Origin of the sequence: Paraburkholderia acidisoli, assembly GCF_009789675.1 — a bacterium.
GTDB lineage: Bacteria > Pseudomonadota > Gammaproteobacteria > Burkholderiales > Burkholderiaceae > Paraburkholderia > Paraburkholderia acidisoli.
On the sequence record NZ_CP046917.1, the window covers coordinates 1 to 20,912 of the forward strand.

Annotated in this window: 14 protein-coding genes; 7 read left to right on the top strand and 7 right to left on the bottom strand. The window is 58.7% G+C overall.

Features of this window, described 5'->3' with window-relative positions; genetic code table 11:
- Positions 1-15 precede the first annotated feature (15 nt).
- The 4 genes from FAZ98_RS34420 (at position 16) to FAZ98_RS34435 (ending at position 4,158) form a co-directional block, all read left to right on the top strand.
- Positions 16-267, top strand: coding sequence for a DUF6723 family protein (locus FAZ98_RS34420; protein WP_158958763.1), 252 nt, complete (start codon positions 16-18; stop codon positions 265-267).
- A 137-nt stretch (positions 268-404) separates the two neighbouring features.
- On the top strand, positions 405-647 hold the full coding sequence (locus tag FAZ98_RS34425) for a hypothetical protein (RefSeq protein ID WP_158958765.1): 243 nt from the start codon (positions 405-407) through the stop codon (positions 645-647).
- A gap of 621 nt (positions 648-1,268) precedes the next feature.
- Positions 1,269-2,141, top strand: coding sequence for a manganese catalase family protein (locus FAZ98_RS34430; protein ID WP_158958767.1), 873 nt, complete (start codon positions 1,269-1,271; stop codon positions 2,139-2,141).
- A gap of 1,330 nt (positions 2,142-3,471) precedes the next feature.
- Complete coding sequence (locus FAZ98_RS34435; protein WP_158958769.1) at positions 3,472-4,158, top strand: glycosyltransferase; 687 nt, start codon at positions 3,472-3,474, stop codon at positions 4,156-4,158.
- 289 nt (positions 4,159-4,447) lie between these two features.
- Here the strand turns inward: FAZ98_RS34435 and FAZ98_RS34440 are convergent, their stop codons facing one another.
- The 7 genes from FAZ98_RS34440 to imuA all read right to left on the bottom strand — a co-directional run bounded on the left by FAZ98_RS34440 (position 4,448) and on the right by imuA (position 12,818).
- Positions 4,448-4,951, bottom strand: a complete 504-nt coding sequence (locus FAZ98_RS34440) for a hypothetical protein (RefSeq protein ID WP_158958771.1) — start codon at positions 4,949-4,951, stop codon at positions 4,448-4,450.
- A 289-nt stretch (positions 4,952-5,240) separates the two neighbouring features.
- On the bottom strand, positions 5,241-5,669 hold the full coding sequence (locus FAZ98_RS34445; protein ID WP_158958773.1) for a response regulator: 429 nt from the start codon (positions 5,667-5,669) through the stop codon (positions 5,241-5,243).
- Between the two features lie 155 nt (positions 5,670-5,824).
- Positions 5,825-6,514, bottom strand: a complete 690-nt coding sequence (locus tag FAZ98_RS34450) for a hypothetical protein (protein ID WP_158958775.1) — start codon at positions 6,512-6,514, stop codon at positions 5,825-5,827.
- 92 nt (positions 6,515-6,606) lie between these two features.
- Positions 6,607-7,533 carry a DUF72 domain-containing protein gene (locus tag FAZ98_RS34455; RefSeq protein ID WP_158958777.1) on the bottom strand — a complete coding sequence of 309 codons (927 nt, stop codon included), beginning with the start codon at positions 7,531-7,533 and terminating at the stop codon, positions 6,607-6,609.
- A 10-nt stretch (positions 7,534-7,543) separates the two neighbouring features.
- Positions 7,544-10,690 carry an error-prone DNA polymerase gene (locus tag FAZ98_RS34460; protein ID WP_158958779.1) on the bottom strand — a complete coding sequence of 1,049 codons (3,147 nt, stop codon included), beginning with the start codon at positions 10,688-10,690 and terminating at the stop codon, positions 7,544-7,546.
- A gap of 15 nt (positions 10,691-10,705) precedes the next feature.
- The gene (locus FAZ98_RS34465; RefSeq protein WP_158958781.1) at positions 10,706-12,181 is read right to left on the bottom strand and encodes a Y-family DNA polymerase; all 1,476 of its coding nucleotides are present in this window, start codon (positions 12,179-12,181) and stop codon (positions 10,706-10,708) included.
- Entirely contained in the window at positions 12,102-12,818 is a 717-nt protein-coding gene (gene imuA, locus FAZ98_RS34470) for a translesion DNA synthesis-associated protein ImuA (RefSeq protein ID WP_158958783.1), read from the bottom strand. Before imuA ends, FAZ98_RS34465 begins: the two co-directional genes overlap by 80 nt.
- A 187-nt stretch (positions 12,819-13,005) precedes the next feature.
- Here imuA and FAZ98_RS34475 point away from each other — a divergent pair, with 187 nt between their 5' ends.
- The 3 genes from FAZ98_RS34475 to FAZ98_RS34485 all read left to right on the top strand — a co-directional run bounded on the left by FAZ98_RS34475 (position 13,006) and on the right by FAZ98_RS34485 (position 20,635).
- Entirely contained in the window at positions 13,006-13,977 is a 972-nt protein-coding gene (locus tag FAZ98_RS34475) for a hypothetical protein (RefSeq protein ID WP_158958785.1), read from the top strand.
- 8 nt (positions 13,978-13,985) lie between these two features.
- The gene (locus tag FAZ98_RS34480) at positions 13,986-16,298 is read left to right on the top strand and encodes a UvrD-helicase domain-containing protein (RefSeq protein WP_158958787.1); all 2,313 of its coding nucleotides are present in this window, start codon (positions 13,986-13,988) and stop codon (positions 16,296-16,298) included.
- Between the two features lie 257 nt (positions 16,299-16,555).
- Positions 16,556-20,635 (top strand): tetratricopeptide repeat protein, encoded by a 4,080-nt coding sequence (locus FAZ98_RS34485; RefSeq protein ID WP_199272510.1) that lies wholly within the window; start codon positions 16,556-16,558, stop codon positions 20,633-20,635.
- Positions 20,636-20,912: the final 277 nt, after the last annotated feature.

Sequence of the window (20,912 nt, forward strand, 5' to 3'; positions counted from 1 at the left end):
ATGCACGGCACAACAATGGGAAAGAAGAAAATTTTTCTGCCTTCGCTGCGGGCAGAAGACTATGAAGTCATTTGTGGACAACGGATCAACGCGCGCGGGCAATATATTGGCGAGCTGCGCATTCGCCGAACAGCGGACGGCAAGGTCATTTATCCGTTTGACGGCTGCAAGGTTCCCGGCCCGTTTGAGACTGCGGAAGAAGCCAGGCACGCTACACGGCAACTCGCAGAAGAGCTGGTGCGTCAGGACGTTGCTAATCCCGAATAGTCCATAAATCCATGCAGCGATCAGCTCGCATAGGAGTTTTTGCGGTGACAATTACCAGACCGATGAGCCCCAACGCGCAGGTACTACAGTCAGCAATGCGAAAATGCTGCATTCCTCTTCTTGCTAAAGGAACCGCGATGTCCATTGATCCGACGGAACTTGAAATCGCCACGCTGCAGACCGAAAAAAGCATGCTTGTCTATGAACTGAGGGCTGCGCATCACATCATTCGTAACGCCCTCGCCATCATGTCGACAGAGCAGCAAATTGCATGGGCGGAATTGAACGCGCGTGACGGAATTGACGGTGATGGCGCCACCCGTGCGGCGGAGCGCGATGCCCTGCTGGCAAGGCCCCGGATGGCGTTAGGATCGGCATGATTCGGCGGTCGCGCCCGGCGGTAGGCCGCATTATTGTGGTCTTCATCGCCAACCGGGTTCGTTAACGCGAGAAGGCGGGTGATCTCCCGGGGGCGTCTGCTTCCCACTGCACAGTACATCACTAATCAAATTACCTTGATAGGACATTTTTCTTACATAGTAGTACTAATCAAGGTACGCCGTCATGACGACAAACACCGTAAAGGGGTAGTTGAAAAAGCGAAGGGCATAGTGGCCGAAATTGTGGGGCATGTAGCGGAGCATCCCGCCAGGAGCTGCGGGGAGCGGAGCAACGGCGCGCCTACGAAGGCCACGAGGTTGTTGTGGGCGACATCGACGATGCAGCGAAAGACGCAAACAAACGTGCTTGACCTTTTTGGGGAATCGTTCGTTAGCGACCGCTCGTCGGTGGCACGTCACATGCGAAAGGGTGAGCGCGATTGTCTTCCACGCGGTAGTCGCACCGCGATCTGGCCGGAACTCTTTTAACGTTCCGAGAACCGAACGCCCCTTCGGGTGCTCTCTGGTGGTCACCAGCGAGCTGTTCGGTCCACGACTGCTATTCCTTTTTTGCGAACTTTCCTCGCAAGGGAATAGCTTTGCCCGGAAAAGGAGAAACTCATGTTCACCCACAACAAGCGTCTTCAATATACCGTTCGCGTCGCCAGTCCCAATCCGGGCCTGGCTAACCTGCTACTTGAGCAGTTCGGCGGTCCGCAGGGAGAGCTCGCGGCCGCATGTCGCTACTTTACCCAAGCCGTCGCGGAGGACGATCCCGGCCGCAAGGACATGCTTTTCGACATTGCAACCGAAGAACTTAGCCATCTCGAGGTGATTGGGTCCATTGTGGCGATGCTTAACAAGGGAGCCAAAGGACAGCTCGCGGAAGCGGTTGAAGAAGAAGCCGAACTCTACCGTTCACTCACCGGTGGCGGTAACGACTCACACACGACCGCGCTTCTCTACGGTGGGGGACCGGCTCTCACCAACTCCGCCGGTATTCCCTGGAGCGCTGCCTACATCGACACGATCGGGGAGCCGACGGCGGATTTACGCTCGAACATCGCTGCCGAAGCACGGGCAAAAATCGTCTATGAACGCCTCATCAATGTGACTGACGATCCCGGTATCAGGGATGCTCTCGGCTTCCTGATGACGCGGGAGATTGCGCACCAGAAGTCTTTCGAAAAGGCGCTGCATTCGATTCAGCCTAACTTCCCGCAGGGCAAACTTCCTGGTGTGGCAAAGTTTGCCAATGTCTATTACGACCTGTCGAAGGGCGACGATCAACGTGGGCCCTGGAACGAAGGGCCGGAATGGGAATTCGTCGAGGCCCCGACGCCAGCTGTGGACGGGGGCGACGGTACTGCCCAAGTCCAGGTAGGGAAACAGGACGTCGAAGTTCTCAAGGCGATGGCAGCCAGAACTGCGTCCCGTACCGACGTAGACCCGGTTACAGGTGCGGATCTCGGGGCGGGCGGGGCAACTGAATAAGCAGGGAGGCCGGGGCGGCCACTGAAAGGACGTCCCGGCGAGTTTATCGAATAGGAGCGCTTCGAGTGACACCAGGAAATGTGGACCGCTATAAATCGCGTGATCGCCGCCTCGATTGTCTTCGGTACATGTACGCCATGCGGAGGCCCATGGTACAGGCACGAAGGCCGGCGCAAGCGCTACGCGAAAGTGTTGCCCGCGAGTGAGAGATCGATCGAGGATCTGAGCCGATGGTATTTCGGAACTAACTGCTATCCGCTTTCGAATTTCGACCGTTGGCCGCCCCGGACACGGTGGCTTGTGTTGTTTCGTCGTCGGATATCGCGTCAGCCCGAGGCCGTCGCCACCGATAGTAGGGATGACCGACTCCTCCCTTTTTATTCTCGTCATCGGCGGCAGGATTTCGTGCGAGCTTGCGGGAATCTGGTTTCATTGCAAAACTCCTTGTGGAGCGCCTATTTCGATTGTCGAGATGGATTGACGTCTGTGTTTGCCGCGACTGGCCTGTGAAATCGCGCCGTCGGAAAAAGGGCGGCCCTGCCTTCAATCGGGATATCCGGTAGGAATGCTACGGACGGCCTGTTTGTTGTGGGTTCCATTGAATCTCGCCTTTTTACTTCACTGCGCGAGAAGGCAGGCCGCGGTCGCCTCGCTTATGCGTTCAATCGACTCGATCAAAGACATCTGGTCGTCGAGAGGAACTTCGTGATCAGGCGGACGAGTATTGTCGCGTTCGGCGTGATTGGGCACTGATCCTGAGCAGTAAATCAGCGAGGTTGCGTGGCGGTTGGATCTTCTGACGGATTGGCCTTTGGTGCTGAAGCACCGCGTGACACTGCTGCGTCGCCGTGCACCGGCTTTCCTCTCGTTTTGCGTTGCATCTGGCGATCTCCTTTTGAGCCCGGTGCCGTCGTATCCTGACCGAGATTAGATCCATACGGCGAGGGGCCCAAGCCCTGTGCACTGACGCTGGTCGCGCCGGTCATGGCGACAAATACTGCCACTCCAATTCTGGTCGATTTCATTGCCGATATCCCCCCTGAGAGTGTCCCGAAAAGCGCTAGCTGGTGCCTGCAATTCGCCGGAGTACCGCAAGCGGCGTTCCGTTGAGTCGTTCATAGGCGCCTGCCGGATAGCGATGAAACGGCCCCGGGCATGCCCGATGCGTAGGGGGCGGAGGCGTTTCTCCTCCGACGGAGTGAGCTGCGAAACCAAGTGTCCTGGAATAGCCTTTGCCTGTCTGTGATCCCGATTTTAAAGGCCGATTTGTCGGCGATCTTCAGGCAGGCTAGTCACGGTTTTTTGCTAAAACTAGAGAGCGGGAGCGGGAATGATCGGCATCGTTATCCCTGTACACAATGAAGAACGATTACTGGGCCGGTGTCTCGACAGCGTCCTCACAGCCTCTCGACACGAAGCGCTAGACGGGGAACGCGTGCGGGTCGTGGTTGTGCTTGACAGTTGCTCGGACAGCTCCGAAGCGGTAGCGCAGAACGCTGGCGTCGAAATAGTGCGAATTGAAGCGCGCATGGTGGGCGCGGCCCGCGCCGCCGGGGCGAATATCCTCGTGTCGCGCGGTGCGCGATGGCTGTCTTTTACGGACGCGGATAGCTATGTCGCGCCGGACTGGCTGGTGAGGCAACTGGAGATCGGGGCAAATGCAGTATGTGGGACCGTTCAGATCGACCAATGGGATAACCAGCCTGAATCGCTGCGTAGGATCTGGTGCGAGCGGTACCACGACGCCGACGGGCATCGTCATGTACACGGGGCGAATCTGGGCGTCAGCGTTTGGGCGTACGAACGCGCGGGAGGCTTTCCGTCTTTAACCTGTTCAGAAGATCTTGCGCTTGTCGACGCCATCATTGCAGCGGGAATTCCGGTCGTATGGAGTGCCTCACCGCGGGTTGCTACCAGCGCCCGTACTCAGGCGCGGGTGGGGGGCGGCTTCGGGGACACGTTGGCAAGATGGGCCCAGGAGGGCGCGAATTCTGGAGGAAGCAGTCTTGTCGCCTGAGAAAGTGCCGACACGGCTTTGGTATGCCGTGTTCGGCACGCCTTGTGTGGAAAGAGAAACACGGTGAAGTGCATAGCCGATTGATGCCGGACTGACGAGCCGGTTCATCATGATATCGCGAAGCACAGCTTAACTTTTCATTCGCTCAATAGCGCTGGCCGCGCTTGGCCATTAGCGTTGGGCAGAAGATGGCGAGTGTGGCTCGGATGGATCGAAGACGAACGCGCATTTCTCGGCGCGGCCCTCGTGTGTCACACCTGCAATGTTCCGATATTCCCGCTTCACCGGCCTAATGCAGCTTTGCATCCTCTCGCTTGGCGTCTGCCATGGCCTCCGGCTCCAGCTCCTCTGCGGATCGGTTCAAGTAAATGAATCCTCCCCAGCATGCGAGTAGCAGCCCATTAGAAGCAATCAACCAGGCCGCGTACCGAAGCTGTGACGGATCCTGGTGGAGCGCCTTGAATGTCGCCACCAGACCTTCGATGGCAAGTGCGACGACCACAACAACCAGAAATCTCGATACGAAACGTCTCACGCGTGTCGGCGCACTTACGTCCGCATCGCGAATGACCTCTTCCTCCACGATTGTCTCAGCGATCTGCATCGCAACAACTGCACCAGCGAGCAGCCCAAGAGCCTCAAAGACAGACAGCGCTGCTGCCTGATCCCATCGGCTGTCAAAGGCGCTCGCTCCCGTTCGAGCAGCAATTGCGATCAACATCAGCGCCCCACACGTGAAGAAAAGAGCCATCAGACCGTGGACGACAGTAAAGAACTGCAGGATGACTTTCATCTCTCGCTCGCTGTATCAATCGATGCTTTACCGCCCGCCGCGGAAGTCGGAGTCGCAACTGCAAGCGCTATTGTCCTTTACTTTGAAAGCGCATAGCGCTCGTCGGGGCCGCGCGCCTCTTCTTCGGTCGCGCAAGGCTGGAAACCTCCAGTGAACCAAATTGCTGCGCAGTGACATCTGTAGGATTCGGGAGGAATACGACGATCGAGGCACGTGCGAAGTCTGGATGGGCGCGAGATCCAGAGGCTGACAGCGGTGAGGGCCGTACGCGAGGGCAGCTCATGACGGCCTAACTGGCGAACCAGCTTGCAACGAACATGGCAAGTTCGTCAGCGGGGACGCCTTTCTGGCAGTAGCCATCAAAATCTCCGGGGATACTGTGGGCACAGACGAAATCCGGCGGAAGGGCCGTGTATGCGATTATCAGTATATTCCTGAGCGCGGCGCTCGACCGGATTTGTCGGCAGGTTGCAAACCTATCGCACTGCGGCATCGAGATGTCAAGCAGAATGGCGTGCACTTCATGCTCCTGACATTTGGCGATACCGTCAAGGCCTGAATAAGCTGGAACACTCTGGAAGCCTTCAAACTCCAGCGTTGCGGATACCGCATCCGCAACGAGCTCGTTGTCGTCGACAACGACGATGCGTAGCGGCGATGTGTCCATGCGCTTCACTTCTCCCGCCAACCTTCGGATGCGATTGTCGAGCATAAGCATTGCCCCCGCACGGATAATGAGGAGATTCCGCAAACGTCGTGCCGTATCAGGGCGGGCAGCCGCGCTTGCTTTCTCTTCCCATCCTGAGAAGTTCTAGAAGATCTGGCCAGGAGAACTCGCCGAAAATTGTGTCACCTAAAGCGAAACAACCGACTTCAATTCCCGGTGTCCGCATTGTGCGGATTTAATACGGAAATGCGAGCCGTGACTTCTGGAAAACGCTCAAAAATGGGCGCATAAACCCACCTCGCGAAGCCGTCTTTCCACTCGCTCCAGAGCAGATCGTCCAGATCAAATTGCTCCTCGATCGACCGCGTATCGTCATCTTTCAGATAGGCGAAGATGACCTCATCCTCCTCCATCCATGCCACGATGAGCTCTTGCAGGCGTGCGACAGCAAAACGGCCGACGCCGCGCAGCTTGAGCGCAAGCGCAACGCGGAAAGCCTCAGGCGAGACCGTGGCCGACGCTGCGTCTTCTTCGGCCCGCGCCACCCATTCCGGATCGTCGAAGTTCGAGTGTTCGCCAACCGGCCTTGCCTGGTTAAATGGCATGACCGGCCCTTTAAGCCACTCGTCGATCGTTGCTCGAACGATAGCGTAACCGGCGTCAAGGTGGGTTCCGTCGGGCGTTCCCGGTTCGTCGGGAAAGACCAGTAGACCTCGAATCATCATGTCGTCGCAAAATCCATAGCGACCGAGATTGTAAGTCTCGGAGAGCTCAGCGTAGCTTTCGGTGCTCCACGAGAGCTCGCCGTTCGACATCGCGTCGATAATCTCGAATTTCGTCTGCGCGATGAACATCTCGATCATGGCCTGTTGCCGGGCAGTCATCGGTCGTGGCATTTCAACACTCCTTTCTGGCGAGACACAGAGGCGGCTCCCGCTTGAATCTGTATTTCCTGACGGTAGCAAAACTCGCGATTAGCCGCGCAGGCTCAGGGACCTGCTTCCAGCGGAGATTTTGCGGCGGCGCCTAGAATCTCCATCAACGTTCGCGCGTTACGCTGTCCCTGATTTTCCCAGTTGTTGTTAAATACGACGTGCGTCTGGGAAACTGACTTTGCGATTTTTTGTATCTCGATTGATAGTTCGGATAACTCATCATTACTGTAGTCGTAATTAAAACGGTCACTCGCCGCCGTCGCGCCTTTTATATTCCACGTTTCATGATTGCGGCCGTGCAGACGAATCAGCGCGAGAGACGGGCTGGTAACCTCCCAGACTGACGGTATCGAATTGGCGGGCCCCTGTGGCTCGTCGACAATCACGTTAACAAGCCCACGTTCCCGTTCCAGAGCGAGCGTTGATGAAGCATGCTTTTCATCGAACCAGCTACGGTTGCGAAATTCCACTGCCATCATGTGCCGGCCCGCCATGACGTCTGCACAATGCTCAACATGCGCGCGTCCGTCCGGCGCCGACGTCACCCAAGGGGCGAACTGGAAGTGCACAGCACCAAGTTTTCCCGCGTCGTGCAGCGGCGCAATCGCTTCGAAGTAACGCCGCCATAGTTCGTCGCGGACATCCTCAGGCATGTCCTTGTAGTACAGGTTCTTCTTACCGTTCTGGGGCAGCGCAGACTGCATGTCCTTCGGGAACATGTCGCGTGGAGTCTGGTGACCGGTGAACAGGCGGAATGCCTTGATGTTGAAGACGAAGCCCGGCAGCGTGCGTTCAACCCACAGGACCGAATTGCTGCCGTTCGGCATCGAATAGTAACTGGAATCGACCTCGACAAGGGGGAACTGGCTCGCGTAGAAGCGTAACCGCGCCTCTGCGCTGTTGCAGCCCGGCGGATAAAACTTCCTGCTTTTGATAAGCGTCGGGTCTGTCCATGAGGCCGTGCCCACGAAGATTGTCATCTTTTCGCTCTCAGCAAAAGTTACGACTCACCGTCGGCAACTCGCCAAGCAGCGCGCTGACGTCCACGAGGCGATTTGCGACAAGATGACGGACCTCGCCTTCCTTCTGCCACACACCATAGACAGCAAGCAGCGACGCGCCCAACGCTTCACGCCGGAATTTCTCCAGCACCGACTGCCACACGATGACGTTCACACTCCCGGTTTCGTCCTCGAGCGTCATGAACATCACTCCCTTTGCCGTTCCCGGGCGCTGCCGCACGGTGACAATGCCGCAGGCGCGCGCGAGCTGTCCGTTGCGGTACCCCAGAAGCGTGCCAAACGCGACGAGGCGCATGGTTGTGAGCTTCGGGCGGAGAAGGGCGAGCGGATGTCGCCCCAGTGTCAGGCCCGTCGACTTGTAGTCGCCCACGATTTCCTGTCCTTCCGTCATCGGCGCCAGCGCCGGTGTTTCGTCGTCGTCCGTCGCGCCGCGCAGCAGGTCGCGATCGGGCACAGCGGCAACTGATTGCCAGAGTGCGGCGCGGCGATCGCCAGCGAGCGAGCGGAGGGCGTTCGCCGAGGCGAGTGCTTCCAGATCGCGCCGGTCGAGCTGGGCGCGGCGGGCGAGATCCGACACATCGCGGAATGAGCGCACAGCGCGTGCCATCTCGACGCGGGCGGCGGCTTCCGCCTTCAGGCCGCGCACGAGCGACATGCCGAGCCGCAGCGGATCGCGCGTTGTTGCTCCCTCGATCGTTGAATCCCAGTTGCTCAGCGTGACGTCCACGGGCAGCACCTGCACGCCATGACGCCTTGCGTCCTGCACGAGCTGCGAGGGGGAATAGAAGCCCATCGGCTGGCTGTTGAGCAGCGCGCACACGAAGACCGTGGGCTCATGACATTTGATCCACGCGCTCGCGTAGACGAGCAGCGCGAAGCTCGCTGCGTGGCTTTCCGGAAAACCGTATTCGCCGAAGCCTTGGATCTGCGCAAAGATCTGCTCGGCGAATTCCTTGTCGTAACCCCGCTCAAGCATGCCGTTGACGATGCGGTCGTAGTAGACGCCGAGGCCGCCCTTGCGACGCCATGCGGCCATCGCACGGCGCAGCTGGTCGGCCTCACCCGCGGAGAAGCCGGCGGCGAGCATCGCCACCTGCATGACCTGCTCCTGGAAGATGGGCACACCGAGCGTGCGTGCGAGCGCCTGCTCCATCTGCGGACTCGGGAATGTGACGGGTTCGAGGCCCTGACGGCGACGCAGGTAAGGGTGAACCATCCCCCCCTGTACAGGGCCCGGCCGCACGATGGCCACCTCGATCACCAGATCGTAGAACCTGCGCGGCTGCAGTCGCGGCAGCATGCTCATCTGCGCACGCGACTCGATCTGGAAAACGCCCACGGTGTCAGCACGACAGATCATTTCGTACGTGTCGGCATCCTCCGCCGGAATGTCCTGCAGTTCGAAGACCTCCCCGCGCTTTTCCGAGATCAGATCCAGTGCGCGGCGCACGGCCGACAGCATGCCGAGCGCGAGCACGTCGATCTTCAACAGGCCGAGCGCCTCGATATCGTCCTTGTCCCACTGGATGATCGACCGGTCCGCCATTGCCGCGTTTTCGATCGGCACGAGGCGCGAAAGCTTGCCGCGACTGATGACGAAGCCGCCGCTGTGCTGCGAGAGGTGACGCGGGAAGCCAAGCAGCAGGGCAGCGAAATTCGCCCACTGCACGATCAGCGGCGCCTCCGGATCCAGCCCTGCCTCCGCGAAGCGGTTCAGCAGGTCCTGGCTCGAATCGAACCACTGGTGCGCTTTCGCAACCCGGTCCACGATTGCCGGATCGACGCCTAGCGCCTTTCCGGACTCGCGCAGCGCGCTACGTGGCCGGTAGGTCGTGACGGCCGCCGCGAGCGCCGCGCGGTCTCGCCCGTACTTGCGATAGATGTACTGGACCACTTCCTCGCGCCGCTGGTGCTCGAAATCGACGTCGATGTCCGGCGGCTCGCCGCGCTCCTTGCTGATGAAGCGCTCGAACAGCATCGACGAACGGGCGGGATCGACCTCGGTGATCCCAAGCGCGTAACACACGGCTGAGTTTGCGGCAGAGCCACGGCCCTGGCAAAGAATCGCCTCGTTGCGCGCGAAGCGCACGATGTCGTAGACCGTGAGGAAGTAGGGTTCGTACTTCAGGTCCGCGATCAGAGCGAGTTCGTGCTCGATCTGCGCCTGGACCCTGTGCGGGATGCCGGCCGGCCAGCGCCGGTGCGCGCCGGTGTACGTTTCCTGACGCAGATAGGCTTCTGGCGTGTAGCCGTCCGGTACAAGCTCATCGGGGTATTCGTAGCGCAGCTCATCGAGCGAGAATGTGCAGCGTCGCGCGATCGCTATGGTTTCCGCAAGCGCGCGGGCAGGGTACAGGTTGGCCAGGCGCAGGCGCGAGCGCAGATGCTGCTCGGCATTCGGCGCAAGATCGTATCCGCACTCAGCGACCGGACGGCCGACGCGGATCGCCGTGAGCACGTCCTGAAGCGGTTTGCGCGAGCGCACGTGCATGACCGGCATGCCGGTGGCGACGATCGGCACGCCGTGGCGCGCAGCGACCTTTTCGATCACGCCGCGGTGGATGTCGTCCATGGCGCGCGCATGGAGCGTGAGCGCGACCCACGCTCTCTCACCGAACGTCGCGGCGAACCACTCCATCTGTGCGTCAAGATGCGTCTCGTCGGCCGGATAGTCCGGGCTCAGGATGGCGACGCACGCCGGCAGTCCCTTCAGATGGGCGTGCGACGTCTCGGGGTGATCGAGGTCGCGCGTGGCCAGCCGGTAGCTTCCCTTGTCCGCGCGCATGCGCCCGAGCGTGATCAGCTCGCTGAGATTGCCGTAGCCTTCGCGGTTCATCGCGAGCGCGGTGAAACGAAGCGCCGGCGAGCCGTTGGCATTCGTCAGGACGAATTCGGAACCAACGATGAAAGGAATTCCCGCTTTCTTCGCCTCGACGTGTGCGCGCACGACGCCCGCGAGCGAGCATTCGTCAGTGACTGCGATCGCCGCGTAGCCCAGTTGAGCCGCGCGCGCCGACAGATCGTCGGCATGCGACGCACCACGCAGAAAGGAAAAGTTTGAGATGCACTGCAGTTCCGCGTAATCGGGCAGCGCGCCATAGGCCGGAGTTGACATCGCGAGAACCCATGCCTAACCGAACAGACCGTGCAGAAACCAGCGCGGCTCACGTTCTTCAATCACGCCGACACGCTCGCGGTAGACCCAGTAATGCAGGTGGTTCTCCGCTTCCGCGACAAAATAGTCGCGCGTCACGGCCGCGCCGTCCTGCCATCCACATTCGATCCGCTCTCCGGGCGAGACCATGCGCAGCGGTGTGCCATAGAACGGTCTGTGACTGCGCATGATGAGCTGGATCGGATTTTCAAGCAGCCATGCGGGACGGGGCAGGTCGCGCGGCAAGCCCTGCGCCGCTCGCGGAATGTCGTTCGAAGCCGGCACCCATTGCGCCGCGACTTCCGGCCGGAAATCGGCTACCGGGCTGGGTCGCAACACGTTTTCAGAGCCGAGGCGCGCGGTGAGTAGCTCCATGAGACGCGCGAGATCCTGTGGCGATCCCCCGGGTTCCGGAAACAGCGAATCGCTGGGTGCTTCGGCTTCGCGCACGTCTTTCGCTTCCAGCCGGAGTGCGATGACGGGTGCCGCGAGTTCGATCCGCGCCAGCCATTCCTTGAGCAAACGCACGAGATGCTCCTCATGCCACGTCGGCTCGCCGAGTGCGATTTCAAGCTCCGTCGGAGCGATCGCTCCGCGCCCGCGCTCGTGTTCGAGCGAAAGAACGAACCGCGTAATCGCGAGCCGGCGCGCCGCAAGCCAGCCGGTCATCTGTAGCGTCAGTCGGCGCGCTGCGAAGAGGGTCGCCTCGACATGCTCAATGCGATCGGGCAGCTCAACGCGCTCGTTGAAGGTCGGCGGCATCGTCATCCATTCAAACACTTCCGGCGCTTCCCCCGTCGCACGATCAAGCACATCGAGCAGGGCCGTGCCACATCGCTTTTTCAGTCCCGCGCGAGGCAGACGCATCGCATCGGCGATCGACGTGCAACCTAGACCATCGAACCATTCCGCAAACTTCCGCGCAGCCGGTACCGCCGCGACCGGCACACGCCCGAGCACACGCGACAGCGTGCGCTCCGAAAGCGCCAGGCCGCCTCCGACGCGCGCGATCAGCCATGCGGCCTGGGCGGTCGGCGCGACGGCCACAGCGCTCGTCACGCCAAACACGGCGACTGCGGCGCGCACGCGCTCGCGAAGCCGGCGCAGACCGCCAAAAAGACGCAGGCTGGCCGTCACATCGGCAAGTACCACATACTCATCGGCGACAACGACGTTGGGCGTGAACTGAAGCAGAGCGAACGCCACCCCGCGGATGGTCTGTTCTTCGCGCGCTATGTCGCGCTCCTTAAGGTCAGCGGACGGCGCCAGCGTCAGCACGCCACCGCGGCGCATCCCTGCGACTACCCCCTGAGCACGCGCGGCCGCGTCCAGCTCGATGACGCGATTTTTCTCCAGCACCACAACGCCCGCGTTATGCGCTGGCGTGTGCCACGTCGGGCAGAAACTCTCGATGGGCAGGCGCGGCAGATGAACGCCGATCCAGTGGTGCATTTCGATTCAACAGAACAGGTGAGGGTGATAGTGGAACGAAAACCGGCTCATCCCGATGGGGGCCGCGACGCTTGACGAACGAAACGTTGAGGCCGCCGGCGGTTGCCTCCAGCGAGACCCTCAGCGGTGCCGGTGACGTTGTCGTGGCGGCCGCCATGGGACGGAACAGAAAGAACAGCGTTTCGGATCGCTGCGCGGCCAGCTGAAGCCGTCTTAACGCTTCGGCCCTTACCTGTTGCTGCCAGAAGAGCAGCGCGCCGACGGTGCCCGAGCGAAGGATCTGCTCGGCCGCCCAGAGCGCGTCGGCGGTCGACCTGGGAGTGAGCACACGGATATTTCCCGGATCAAGCCCCCACCACGACAACGCTGCCGGTTGCAGCGGGTGCGGTGGCTGAAGGAGCATGACCGGCCGCGCAGCGGTTGCGGCGAGCGCCGGCTTGAGCAGTCGAACCTCGCCGCAGCCAGGCTGCGGCACCAGAATCTCGCTCAGCGACCCGGTAGGCCAGCCCTGCCCAGGCAGTTCGGCGTCGAGCATCGCGTGACCGCTGGCCACCGTCCGCGCAGCGGATGACGCCAACTGGGAGGCAAGCCACAAATCGCGGTGAATTTCTTCAATTTTCGCCAGTGGCAGCGCCATTTCCGCCCCCCTTTAATACTGTATATCCATACAGTCATTCTAGCCTGGATTCTTGTCAGGAGGAAACAGGGCGTCGAATTGGGTCAACAGCGCTGTGGAATCCTTCTGTGTTGCCGGTGATAATTAGCGTGAAGCGCACACTAATAACAGTGGCCGTCCAGGCGGCCGGGGTCCGAGGAATCAAGTAATGGAGTCAGGCGAGCTGTCGGCCGAATCACTACGCAAGACCGTAGTCGGCATCCAAGAAAATGCAAGTCGGGAATCGAAGCAAGGATCGTCGGCCAAGCTGACAGCGGGCTCCATGATTTCGAAGCCGCGTATGGGGCGAATTACCCAAGGCACCGTGTTCTGCGGGGCGTGCGCCGAAGAATATCCTGGGCGGCCGGCTTGGGGAGTTGTGATTACCGCGAGATGCGATACCACGCACGAAAAAACGCCAATAGTGAATTATTTGCCGGCTGTCACCGTGGAAGACTGGTTACAGTCGCACGGCGGGCTTCTGAGCATCGACCGTGAATTTCTTGAGGTTAAGAACAAATACAGAAACCTGCTCGTTAAGAAGCAACTGAGCGAGAGTCTGCTTGATGTTCACTCGCCGATGCAAATCGCCGAAAACAACTTCCCGTTTCCAGACGAATCGCTGGGTAACCGAGCGCAGAAAGAGCGCAAGGACGCAGAAGACGCGCGCGGCTTCGCAGCTCGCCTGCAGACACTAGGTGACTGCCTTGTTACCCCCTTACCCAACCGCGAAGGCATCGGCTCCATCCTGCCGACATGCTCGAAGAATGTTGAAGCCGTCGTCAAGGAGCTCGTCAGCCATCGGCTTTCTGGTTACTACTTTCTTCCAAGCCTGGGTAGTGTCACCGAGCGCGCCTCGTGCAGAGGGTACGTTGTGCTTCTCCGCGAAGTTCATCATATCCCTCGCCGGACAGTTCCTCACCTAACCTCTGGCGTTACTGCGGACGACATTGATGCCGTGGCTACGCGATCGCTCCGGTTCGATTGCTTCGATTTCGCGTATCCGGTTGCAGAGCTTCAATCGCCGTGGACCGAACACCTTATGCAGATGTTCTGCAATCTATTCGGCCGCATCGGTGTTGCCGATGCAGACAAGGCGCTCGTCGCCCAAATTGTCTCCGACCTTGAATTTACAGACTAAAGGACCCTATGCGTCGCTTCATTTTGGTTGATGGCGCTGCCGCGGACGACCTCGTGTCAACCCGCACGTTGCAGTCAGATGACTTTGAACACGGTCAAACGCTCGGCGAAGTCCTAAAGGGAACCTCAGCTATCAAGCAGTTGACCACGCGCACTTATCTTGTAGAGGACGAACAGGGCCTCTATTTCCTGCAAGATGCCTCCAAAGACGAGAACGTTCTGATCATTGACCTAGAGACGGCACCCGTGTTCACCGACGGCTCCACGCGCGATTCGATTATTCGTTTCCAAAAGCTGCTGCGCTTCGCGAGGCGACGGTGGGCGAAGGTCGGGCCTGCACAAAACGAAAAGCTGTTCAACGGAAGCTCGAAGGCCGTTGTCTTTCCCTATCCCATCACCACGCAGTCGTCCATCCGGATGTCCGTCGAGATGGCTCCAGACCGCCATCGACGGGAAAAGCGTACCAAAGGCATTGAGCTGCTTGTGTACCGCATCGGCACGGACGAAGGTGGTGGTTTGCAAGAAGAGGCATCGGTCACTAATTTTCGGAAAGCGATCGAAGGCCTTGCTGCTGCGAAGGAAGTGCTTCGAGCCCGAGTCCGTGCGGAAGGTAGCAACCCCGCTGCTTCCTCTGTCGACAGTCTGAGCGTCACGAGACTCACCGAAGGAACCGTCCGCGGTGCAATCGCTGGCTGCGACTTCGATCAATGGGACGATTACCTAACGGACTCGCAGAAAGCATTCGTCAATCAGGAGCTTTCTTCCCCTCATCGAATTGAAGGTCCTGCAGGCACGGGTAAGACGCTCAGCTTGGTCCTCAAGTGCATCTTCCAGATGCGCGCGGCCAAGGAACGAGGCGAAGCGCATTCCGCTCTCTTCGTGTCACACAGCGAAGCGACGCGCCGGAGCATCGAGTCGATGTTCGACCCGGAGAAAGAAAAGGAACAAGTATCTTCCTCTGGCTTCGCCCTGCAGTCAGTCAAGGTGACCACGCTCCACGAACTGTGCGGTGAGCTTCTTCGATACGAAATATCGGACACCGAGTTGCTGGACCGAGATGCTTTTGAGTCGAAGCAATCACAGCTGCTGTACGCAGTGGAGGCGCTTCAAGAAGTCATTAAGGCAGACCTGCTGAGCCACCGAGCGCACATGAGCGCTTCCTTCTGTGACTACCTCACGTCCAATGACGAATGGGTGGTCGCTGAAATGCTGCAGCACGAAATCAGCGTGATGATTAAGGGCCGAGCCGACGAAGACTTGGAGAAGTACAAGCGACTTCCCAAACTGCGTTATGGTCTGCCCGTTGTGAGTGAGGGAGACAAAGCCTTTACCTTCTTGCTGTTCTCCGCGTATCAGCGCCGACTCCGGGCGAGCGGACAGTTCGACACCGACGACGTCGTATTAAGCGCTCTGCAGCAGTTGGATACTCCCATCTGGAGACGCCGTCGCGAAAAAGAGGGCTATGACAGCATCTTCGTTGACGAGACCCATCTGTTCAACATCAACGAACTGTCGATTTTCCATCGACTAACGCGCACGGCAGACCGTTTCCCCATTGCGTACTCGGCGGACATCTCGCAGTCGCTCGCCGACAAAGGATGGGCTGACAACCAGTTGAGCGACGCGCTGCTTGGCTCAGCGAGCCGGGATGACAACGAGAAGGAGACGACATTTAGCTCCATCTTCCGTTGCTCACCGGAGATTGTGAATTTGGCGTTTAGCGTGACATCTTCTGGAGCGACGCTTTTCACGAATTTCCACGACCCGTTGGCGGCAGCCTCGTCGGCGTTCACGGAAGCAGAAGAGCGGAAGTGTCAGCCGCCCAAGTACGTTATGTACCCAACGGACGAGGCGATGATAGCGGGCGCATTTGAGGTTGCCGATGTCTTGGCAAGCGAGATGCAAAGCACTCGAGGCGACATCGCGCTTATCGTTTTTGGTAGCGAGCTGTTTGCGGAGGTCGAGCGGCAAGCACGTGGCGCGAACAAGCCGGTTGAGCTTCTGAAGCATCGTGGTGACATGGCGGTTGTTCGGCAGGCACGATCATCTGGCCGGTTCGTCATCTCGACTCCGGACTACGTCGGTGGTCTGGAATTCGATGCGGTCATTCTCATCGGCGTGGACAAAGGGCGGGTTCCGCCAAAAGTCTCTGCGGAATCGGCTGACAGCGAAAACTTCGTGAGCTATGCGACTCACCAACGGCTCTACGTCGCAATCACGCGAGCGCGCTACCGCATTGCGCTGCTCGGGGTGAAAGCTCGAGGCATGTCAGATGTTCTTGGCAATGCTGCGAAACACGGCTTGCTGCAGCTAGAAGGCTGATTAAAGCCGTCTCGTGTGGGCGATTTGCAGATTTCCCGTGAAGTGCAATTTCGCCCTGCGGCGTCCTACGGCTTGCATCCGGAAACACGCCGGTCCCAGAAGAGTTGAGCGGAAGAGGATCTTCTGGACGAGGCCGCACAAGATCACGCCGTCATATTAGTCCCGAAGACAGCAACAATACTGGGTGTCGCGCCAATCATCAATTTGATTGTCAGCGATAACTCGCACAGTCGATATTCAAATAAGTTCGTCTCGATATGCTCACCGAAAGCATTGGTCTACAGCCCCCCCGAAATCCCCAAGCATTTGAGGATTTTTGCCACATCGTCTATATGAAGGTATTAGATGACCCAACGGCAACCAAGTACGGCCGTTCAGGGCAAAAGCAAGATGGCGTGGATGTCTTCGTGACCCGCAAGGCCGAACGATATGGCGTGCAGTGCAAGCAGAAGACCTTCGGAAAGCTGACGAAGGGAATCATTGATGACGAGGTGAAATCTGCAGACGCGGGTGACGTGCGAATTGACCGACTCATTGTCGCGACAACGGTTGCCAATGACGTGAAACTTGTTGCTTACGCAACGAAACTAACCGACAAGCGGCGCGCGGAAGGGAAATTTGAGGTCCATCTTGCGTTTTGGGACACATTAGAAACACTCGTTCGGAGCCATCCCGAATTGCAGTATCTGTATTCGCCTCAGATGTCCGGCGGGGCGTTCTGGGAGCAGAACAGGCGGCTGGATCAGCACTCCGCGCAAATAATGCAGCGGCTCGATGAGCAGGCGGCCCGACTTCAAGGTTTGGCCGACCAGTCCGCCCCGTATGCCGGTGCCTCGGCCTCTCGCTCAATTCCTGATGCGCGGGCTAACTCCCTGAACAAGTTGGTTGATACACAGCTCGACGCCGTCAAGCAACTGCTCGTGACCGGGAAGTTTGAAGATGCGTTGAAGAGTCTGACGGCGCTGGGCTCGAATTTAGACGCTTTTGACGAACACCAAAAGGCACGTTGGTATTCGCAACGAGCCCATTGTTATTGGCACCAAACTGAGCTCAACCTTGCTGCGGCTGATTTTGAAGCGGCATGGAAGCTAACTCCGCACGACGACAAGGCGATCAGCAACCATGCAACAGGTCGGCTTCTCGTTGGAAACATCGACGACGCAGCTAGAATCATTAACGAGGCGAGAGAAAAATTCCCTGCATCGACGACCGTCTACTCGGTGTGGATTCAAGTCGTCGACCAGCAGGGTCGAAGAGTTCACCATCCGCGCGACGTACCGCCGGAGATGCGGAAGAATGGCGATGTTTTAACGGTACTGGGATGGCTTGCGGCACATCACGGCTTGCATCGTGAGGCGGCAAGGCTAGCCAAGCTCGCCATCGAGGCCGGCTCAGTTGGACACCAGCAAACCTCTCTACGTCTTCTTGCACTGGTAAACCAAGCCGCGGAGAACGGAGTGCTCGCGAGCCTGAGTCTCCTCCCGAATGACCTGAAGATCCAGCTTAAAGGTGCCATCTCCTATTTCTTGCCATTCGACGAAACCATTTGGCAGAGGCAAGACCAGGCGACGACAGCGCAGACGGTGGCATGCCTTGGGTATGCGTTGTTGATGACCGGCCGCGCGAGTGAGGCGCCCGAATTGTTGCGTGAAGGGGTCAAACGCTATCCCGAGGATGGCCAGATTGCGCGGGTATATCTGGAGACGCTCCGCAAAACAAACACGAGCGTTGATCGAGCGCTCGAATTCGGGCGCACGTGTATTGACATAATCGACGAAGAGGCCCGAATGATGGTTGCGGAGATGGCCGCGATGCGCGCGGATTTTGACACGCTTGCGCGCATTCAAAAGTCGTTTCGCGAGGAGGACGACGAGGGGCTGCGAAATGAGCTCCAGGCGTTTGCATGGATGGCAACCGCGAATAGCGGGAAAGGCAGTGAACTTGCATCGGCAATGACGCTACAGTCGGTGACGTCGATGAAATCGGTGGCCGCAAAGGTTGTCGCGCTAAATGTCGCCTTCGCACTTGGGGTGCCTTGGGCCAAGCAGGCGGTTGAAGAGATGGCGGCCTCAATTGACGCAGATTCCTCGATGGGCGAAGCGCTCATGGTGGCTCAAGCATGCCTTGCGGTCGAGATGTACGATCAAACCATCGCTCTGTTAAAGGAACGTCTGCCTACCAAGGGGGTTAGCGACCCGCATAAGATACTGCTCGAGGCGCTGATAAGGAGCGGTGCGCGAAAGAAGGCGCACCAAATGCTTGAGGCATTTCCCGCCTCAGCGATGGACGACCCAGAAATTCGAGCCTTGGCCGTGGACTTGGCGAATGCAGCCAATGACTGGAAGCAGCTACTCAAGCTCTCCGACCTGCAGCTCCGTGCTCATCCGAATCGAGCAGAGGCTTGGACGTATCGTGCCGCTGTATTGTTCCGTCAAAAGAAAACGTCCGACTTGCGTGCTCTACTCAAGCGTGACATCCCCCTCAATCTAGAGGGCTCTATCCCCGCTCAAGCGCAATTGGCACGCTTCGAAATCGAGCTCGGGAACCGAGCGCGTGGCTTCAGGCGCCTCTATCGTATGTTCCGCAGTGCTCTCGGCGACGTAAAAGCCGCGGTCGCCTACTTCTCAAACATCCTACTCCTCAACAACCCGGATGTAACGCCGGCGAAGGCGACAAGTGTCAGTGAAGGCACCGCAATTACCATTGTGAGTGACAAGGGTGAAATCCGAAGAGTTGTCATCGACCCGGACGACCTCGGCCAAATGCCTCCAGCTCCTGAGTTCATCAACACAGCCAGCGATCTCTATGGCCGATTCGTTGGAAAACAACTCGATGACATTGTCTTGCTCCCGAGCGGCCTGGGTGGTGACGAGAAGTATCGAATTGCAGATATCGATTCTGCTTATCGGCATCTAACGCGCCTTGCCGATGAAGTTAATCGCAGGGCGGTCGCGCAGAACGGTTCTATGTTCTCGATTCACATGTCAGTGAAGGAAGATGGTGACATGGATTTCACCGAAGTCCTTAAACTCCTGACCGCACGCTCGTCTCAGGTGAACGAGGCTTTTGAGCTGTACTCGAGCGGTCCTGCCACCCTTGGCATCCTCGGAAAGTTTCTCGGCGTAGGTGCAATGGTAGTGGCCGCCGACTGGCCAGATGGATCCAAGCCCAAGTTGTACGTGTGCCAGGGAACGGCGGCCGAGCGTTCCGCGGCTGAGGCACTTCTCGCATCCCGTCCAAAATCGGTGGTGCTTGACCTGACAGCCTTGAACGAGCTTGTTGCTAACGACCTAGAGTCCGCTCTTCGGCTAGCCGAAAAAGTTTATGTCTCGACTTCAGCCGTAGAGGCGCTTGATGAACTCATCCTGAGCGCAAAGACCGATCGGGCACGCGGTCATATGCGCGAGGAAGGTGGTCGAATCTCCGTAATCGAGTACGGAGCAAATTATCATCAACAGCGGTACGACTATCTCCGCAAACTGCGCCGGTGCGTCGACGATTACTGCGAGGTCGCGCCGGCATGGGGCAATGAAGAGTTGCCAGAGAATCTGTCCGAGCTTAGCCCGCATCTGGGTGACGACTCATACGATGCGCTTCTGTTGTGTCTAGAGCACGAAGCGATCCTATTGACCCTTGATGGGCGCCTACGCGAAATAGCCAAGGCACTCGGCAAAATCGACGGAGTTTGGCCGCAGGTATTTTGCAATGTGGCGCTCGCCCATGGTTTTTGCTCTGAGGAGGCGTATAGAGCCTTCGTCGTCTGGAGCATCAAGCATCGCCGAACACACGTTGCGCTCTCCGCACACGAGTTCCTGTGGCTTTTCAAGAGTCCCGCTTCGACACGGCAGTCAGCAACGTCGGCGATTGTGGGATATGTAGCCGAGCCGACGCTCGAAGTCGGGAGCATCGCTTCCGTCATATTGGAGGTGGCACAACGGATGTTGGTTTCAGGCACTACAACGCTTGCTCTCTGTCAGTATCTCTATCGGGCGACGGCGCCGCTCTTTGCACGCCCCCAACTGAAAGTTGATGCCCTCGAGAAGTGGTTCGTCGGCAAGCTAGACCAATTCCTGCTACGGAACTTTACAAAACGCACGGGGCGCCACGTCGAACGCGACATCAGCCTAGCCAAGGTGAACATGTGGAGTCGAGAGATTGCAGGCGCGATGTCGGCCGCGAAGGCGGCCGGGCTTTCCACCTCGGTAGAGGAGCTCGGCGCCACTTCTATCGGAGTGGTTGCTCTGTATGGAGCGACGACTCCCTTGTTCATTGCGTATCCTCCTCCCGATATGCGCACAGCGGACGAACAGGAAGATATTCAAGTTCAGGTTGTGTAAGCCATAGGATACTTCGCCAAGTCGCACATCGAACGGTAGCGAATTCTCAATCACGGTCGTACGTCCGGTTTCCGTGCTGTGAGAAGGCTTACTGTGCTCGTCCAAAGTCGCCAATCGACTCGCCTGTGTGCAGCCACCCTCAAGAGCCGGAGAATGCCAGAAAACGCGCTAGGTGATTCGCCGAGTACGAAGGTTAGAAAATAGAGACGTCGTCAACAATGCTGGCGCCGCAGCGGTTCCTTAAATCAGCGAGATCGCTTCACGTGATGGCGCATGA

Coding starts and splice junctions, on each gene's coding strand:
- FAZ98_RS34485 (WP_199272510.1), top strand. CDS start 16,556: ATGCTCACCGAAAGCATTGGTCTACAGCCCCCCCGAAATCCCCAAGCA.
- FAZ98_RS34455 (WP_158958777.1), bottom strand. CDS start 7,533: ATGACAATCTTCGTGGGCACGGCCTCATGGACAGACCCGACGCTTATC.
- FAZ98_RS34425 (WP_158958765.1), top strand. CDS start 405: ATGTCCATTGATCCGACGGAACTTGAAATCGCCACGCTGCAGACCGAA.
- FAZ98_RS34445 (WP_158958773.1), bottom strand. CDS start 5,669: ATGCTTATGCTCGACAATCGCATCCGAAGGTTGGCGGGAGAAGTGAAG.
- imuA (WP_158958783.1), bottom strand. CDS start 12,818: ATGGCGCTGCCACTGGCGAAAATTGAAGAAATTCACCGCGATTTGTGG.
- FAZ98_RS34460 (WP_158958779.1), bottom strand. CDS start 10,690: ATGTCAACTCCGGCCTATGGCGCGCTGCCCGATTACGCGGAACTGCAG.
- FAZ98_RS34440 (WP_158958771.1), bottom strand. CDS start 4,951: ATGAAAGTCATCCTGCAGTTCTTTACTGTCGTCCACGGTCTGATGGCT.
- FAZ98_RS34465 (WP_158958781.1), bottom strand. CDS start 12,181: ATGCACCACTGGATCGGCGTTCATCTGCCGCGCCTGCCCATCGAGAGT.
- FAZ98_RS34435 (WP_158958769.1), top strand. CDS start 3,472: ATGATCGGCATCGTTATCCCTGTACACAATGAAGAACGATTACTGGGC.
- FAZ98_RS34450 (WP_158958775.1), bottom strand. CDS start 6,514: ATGCCACGACCGATGACTGCCCGGCAACAGGCCATGATCGAGATGTTC.
- FAZ98_RS34475 (WP_158958785.1), top strand. CDS start 13,006: ATGGAGTCAGGCGAGCTGTCGGCCGAATCACTACGCAAGACCGTAGTC.
- FAZ98_RS34430 (WP_158958767.1), top strand. CDS start 1,269: ATGTTCACCCACAACAAGCGTCTTCAATATACCGTTCGCGTCGCCAGT.
- FAZ98_RS34420 (WP_158958763.1), top strand. CDS start 16: ATGGGAAAGAAGAAAATTTTTCTGCCTTCGCTGCGGGCAGAAGACTAT.
- FAZ98_RS34480 (WP_158958787.1), top strand. CDS start 13,986: ATGCGTCGCTTCATTTTGGTTGATGGCGCTGCCGCGGACGACCTCGTG.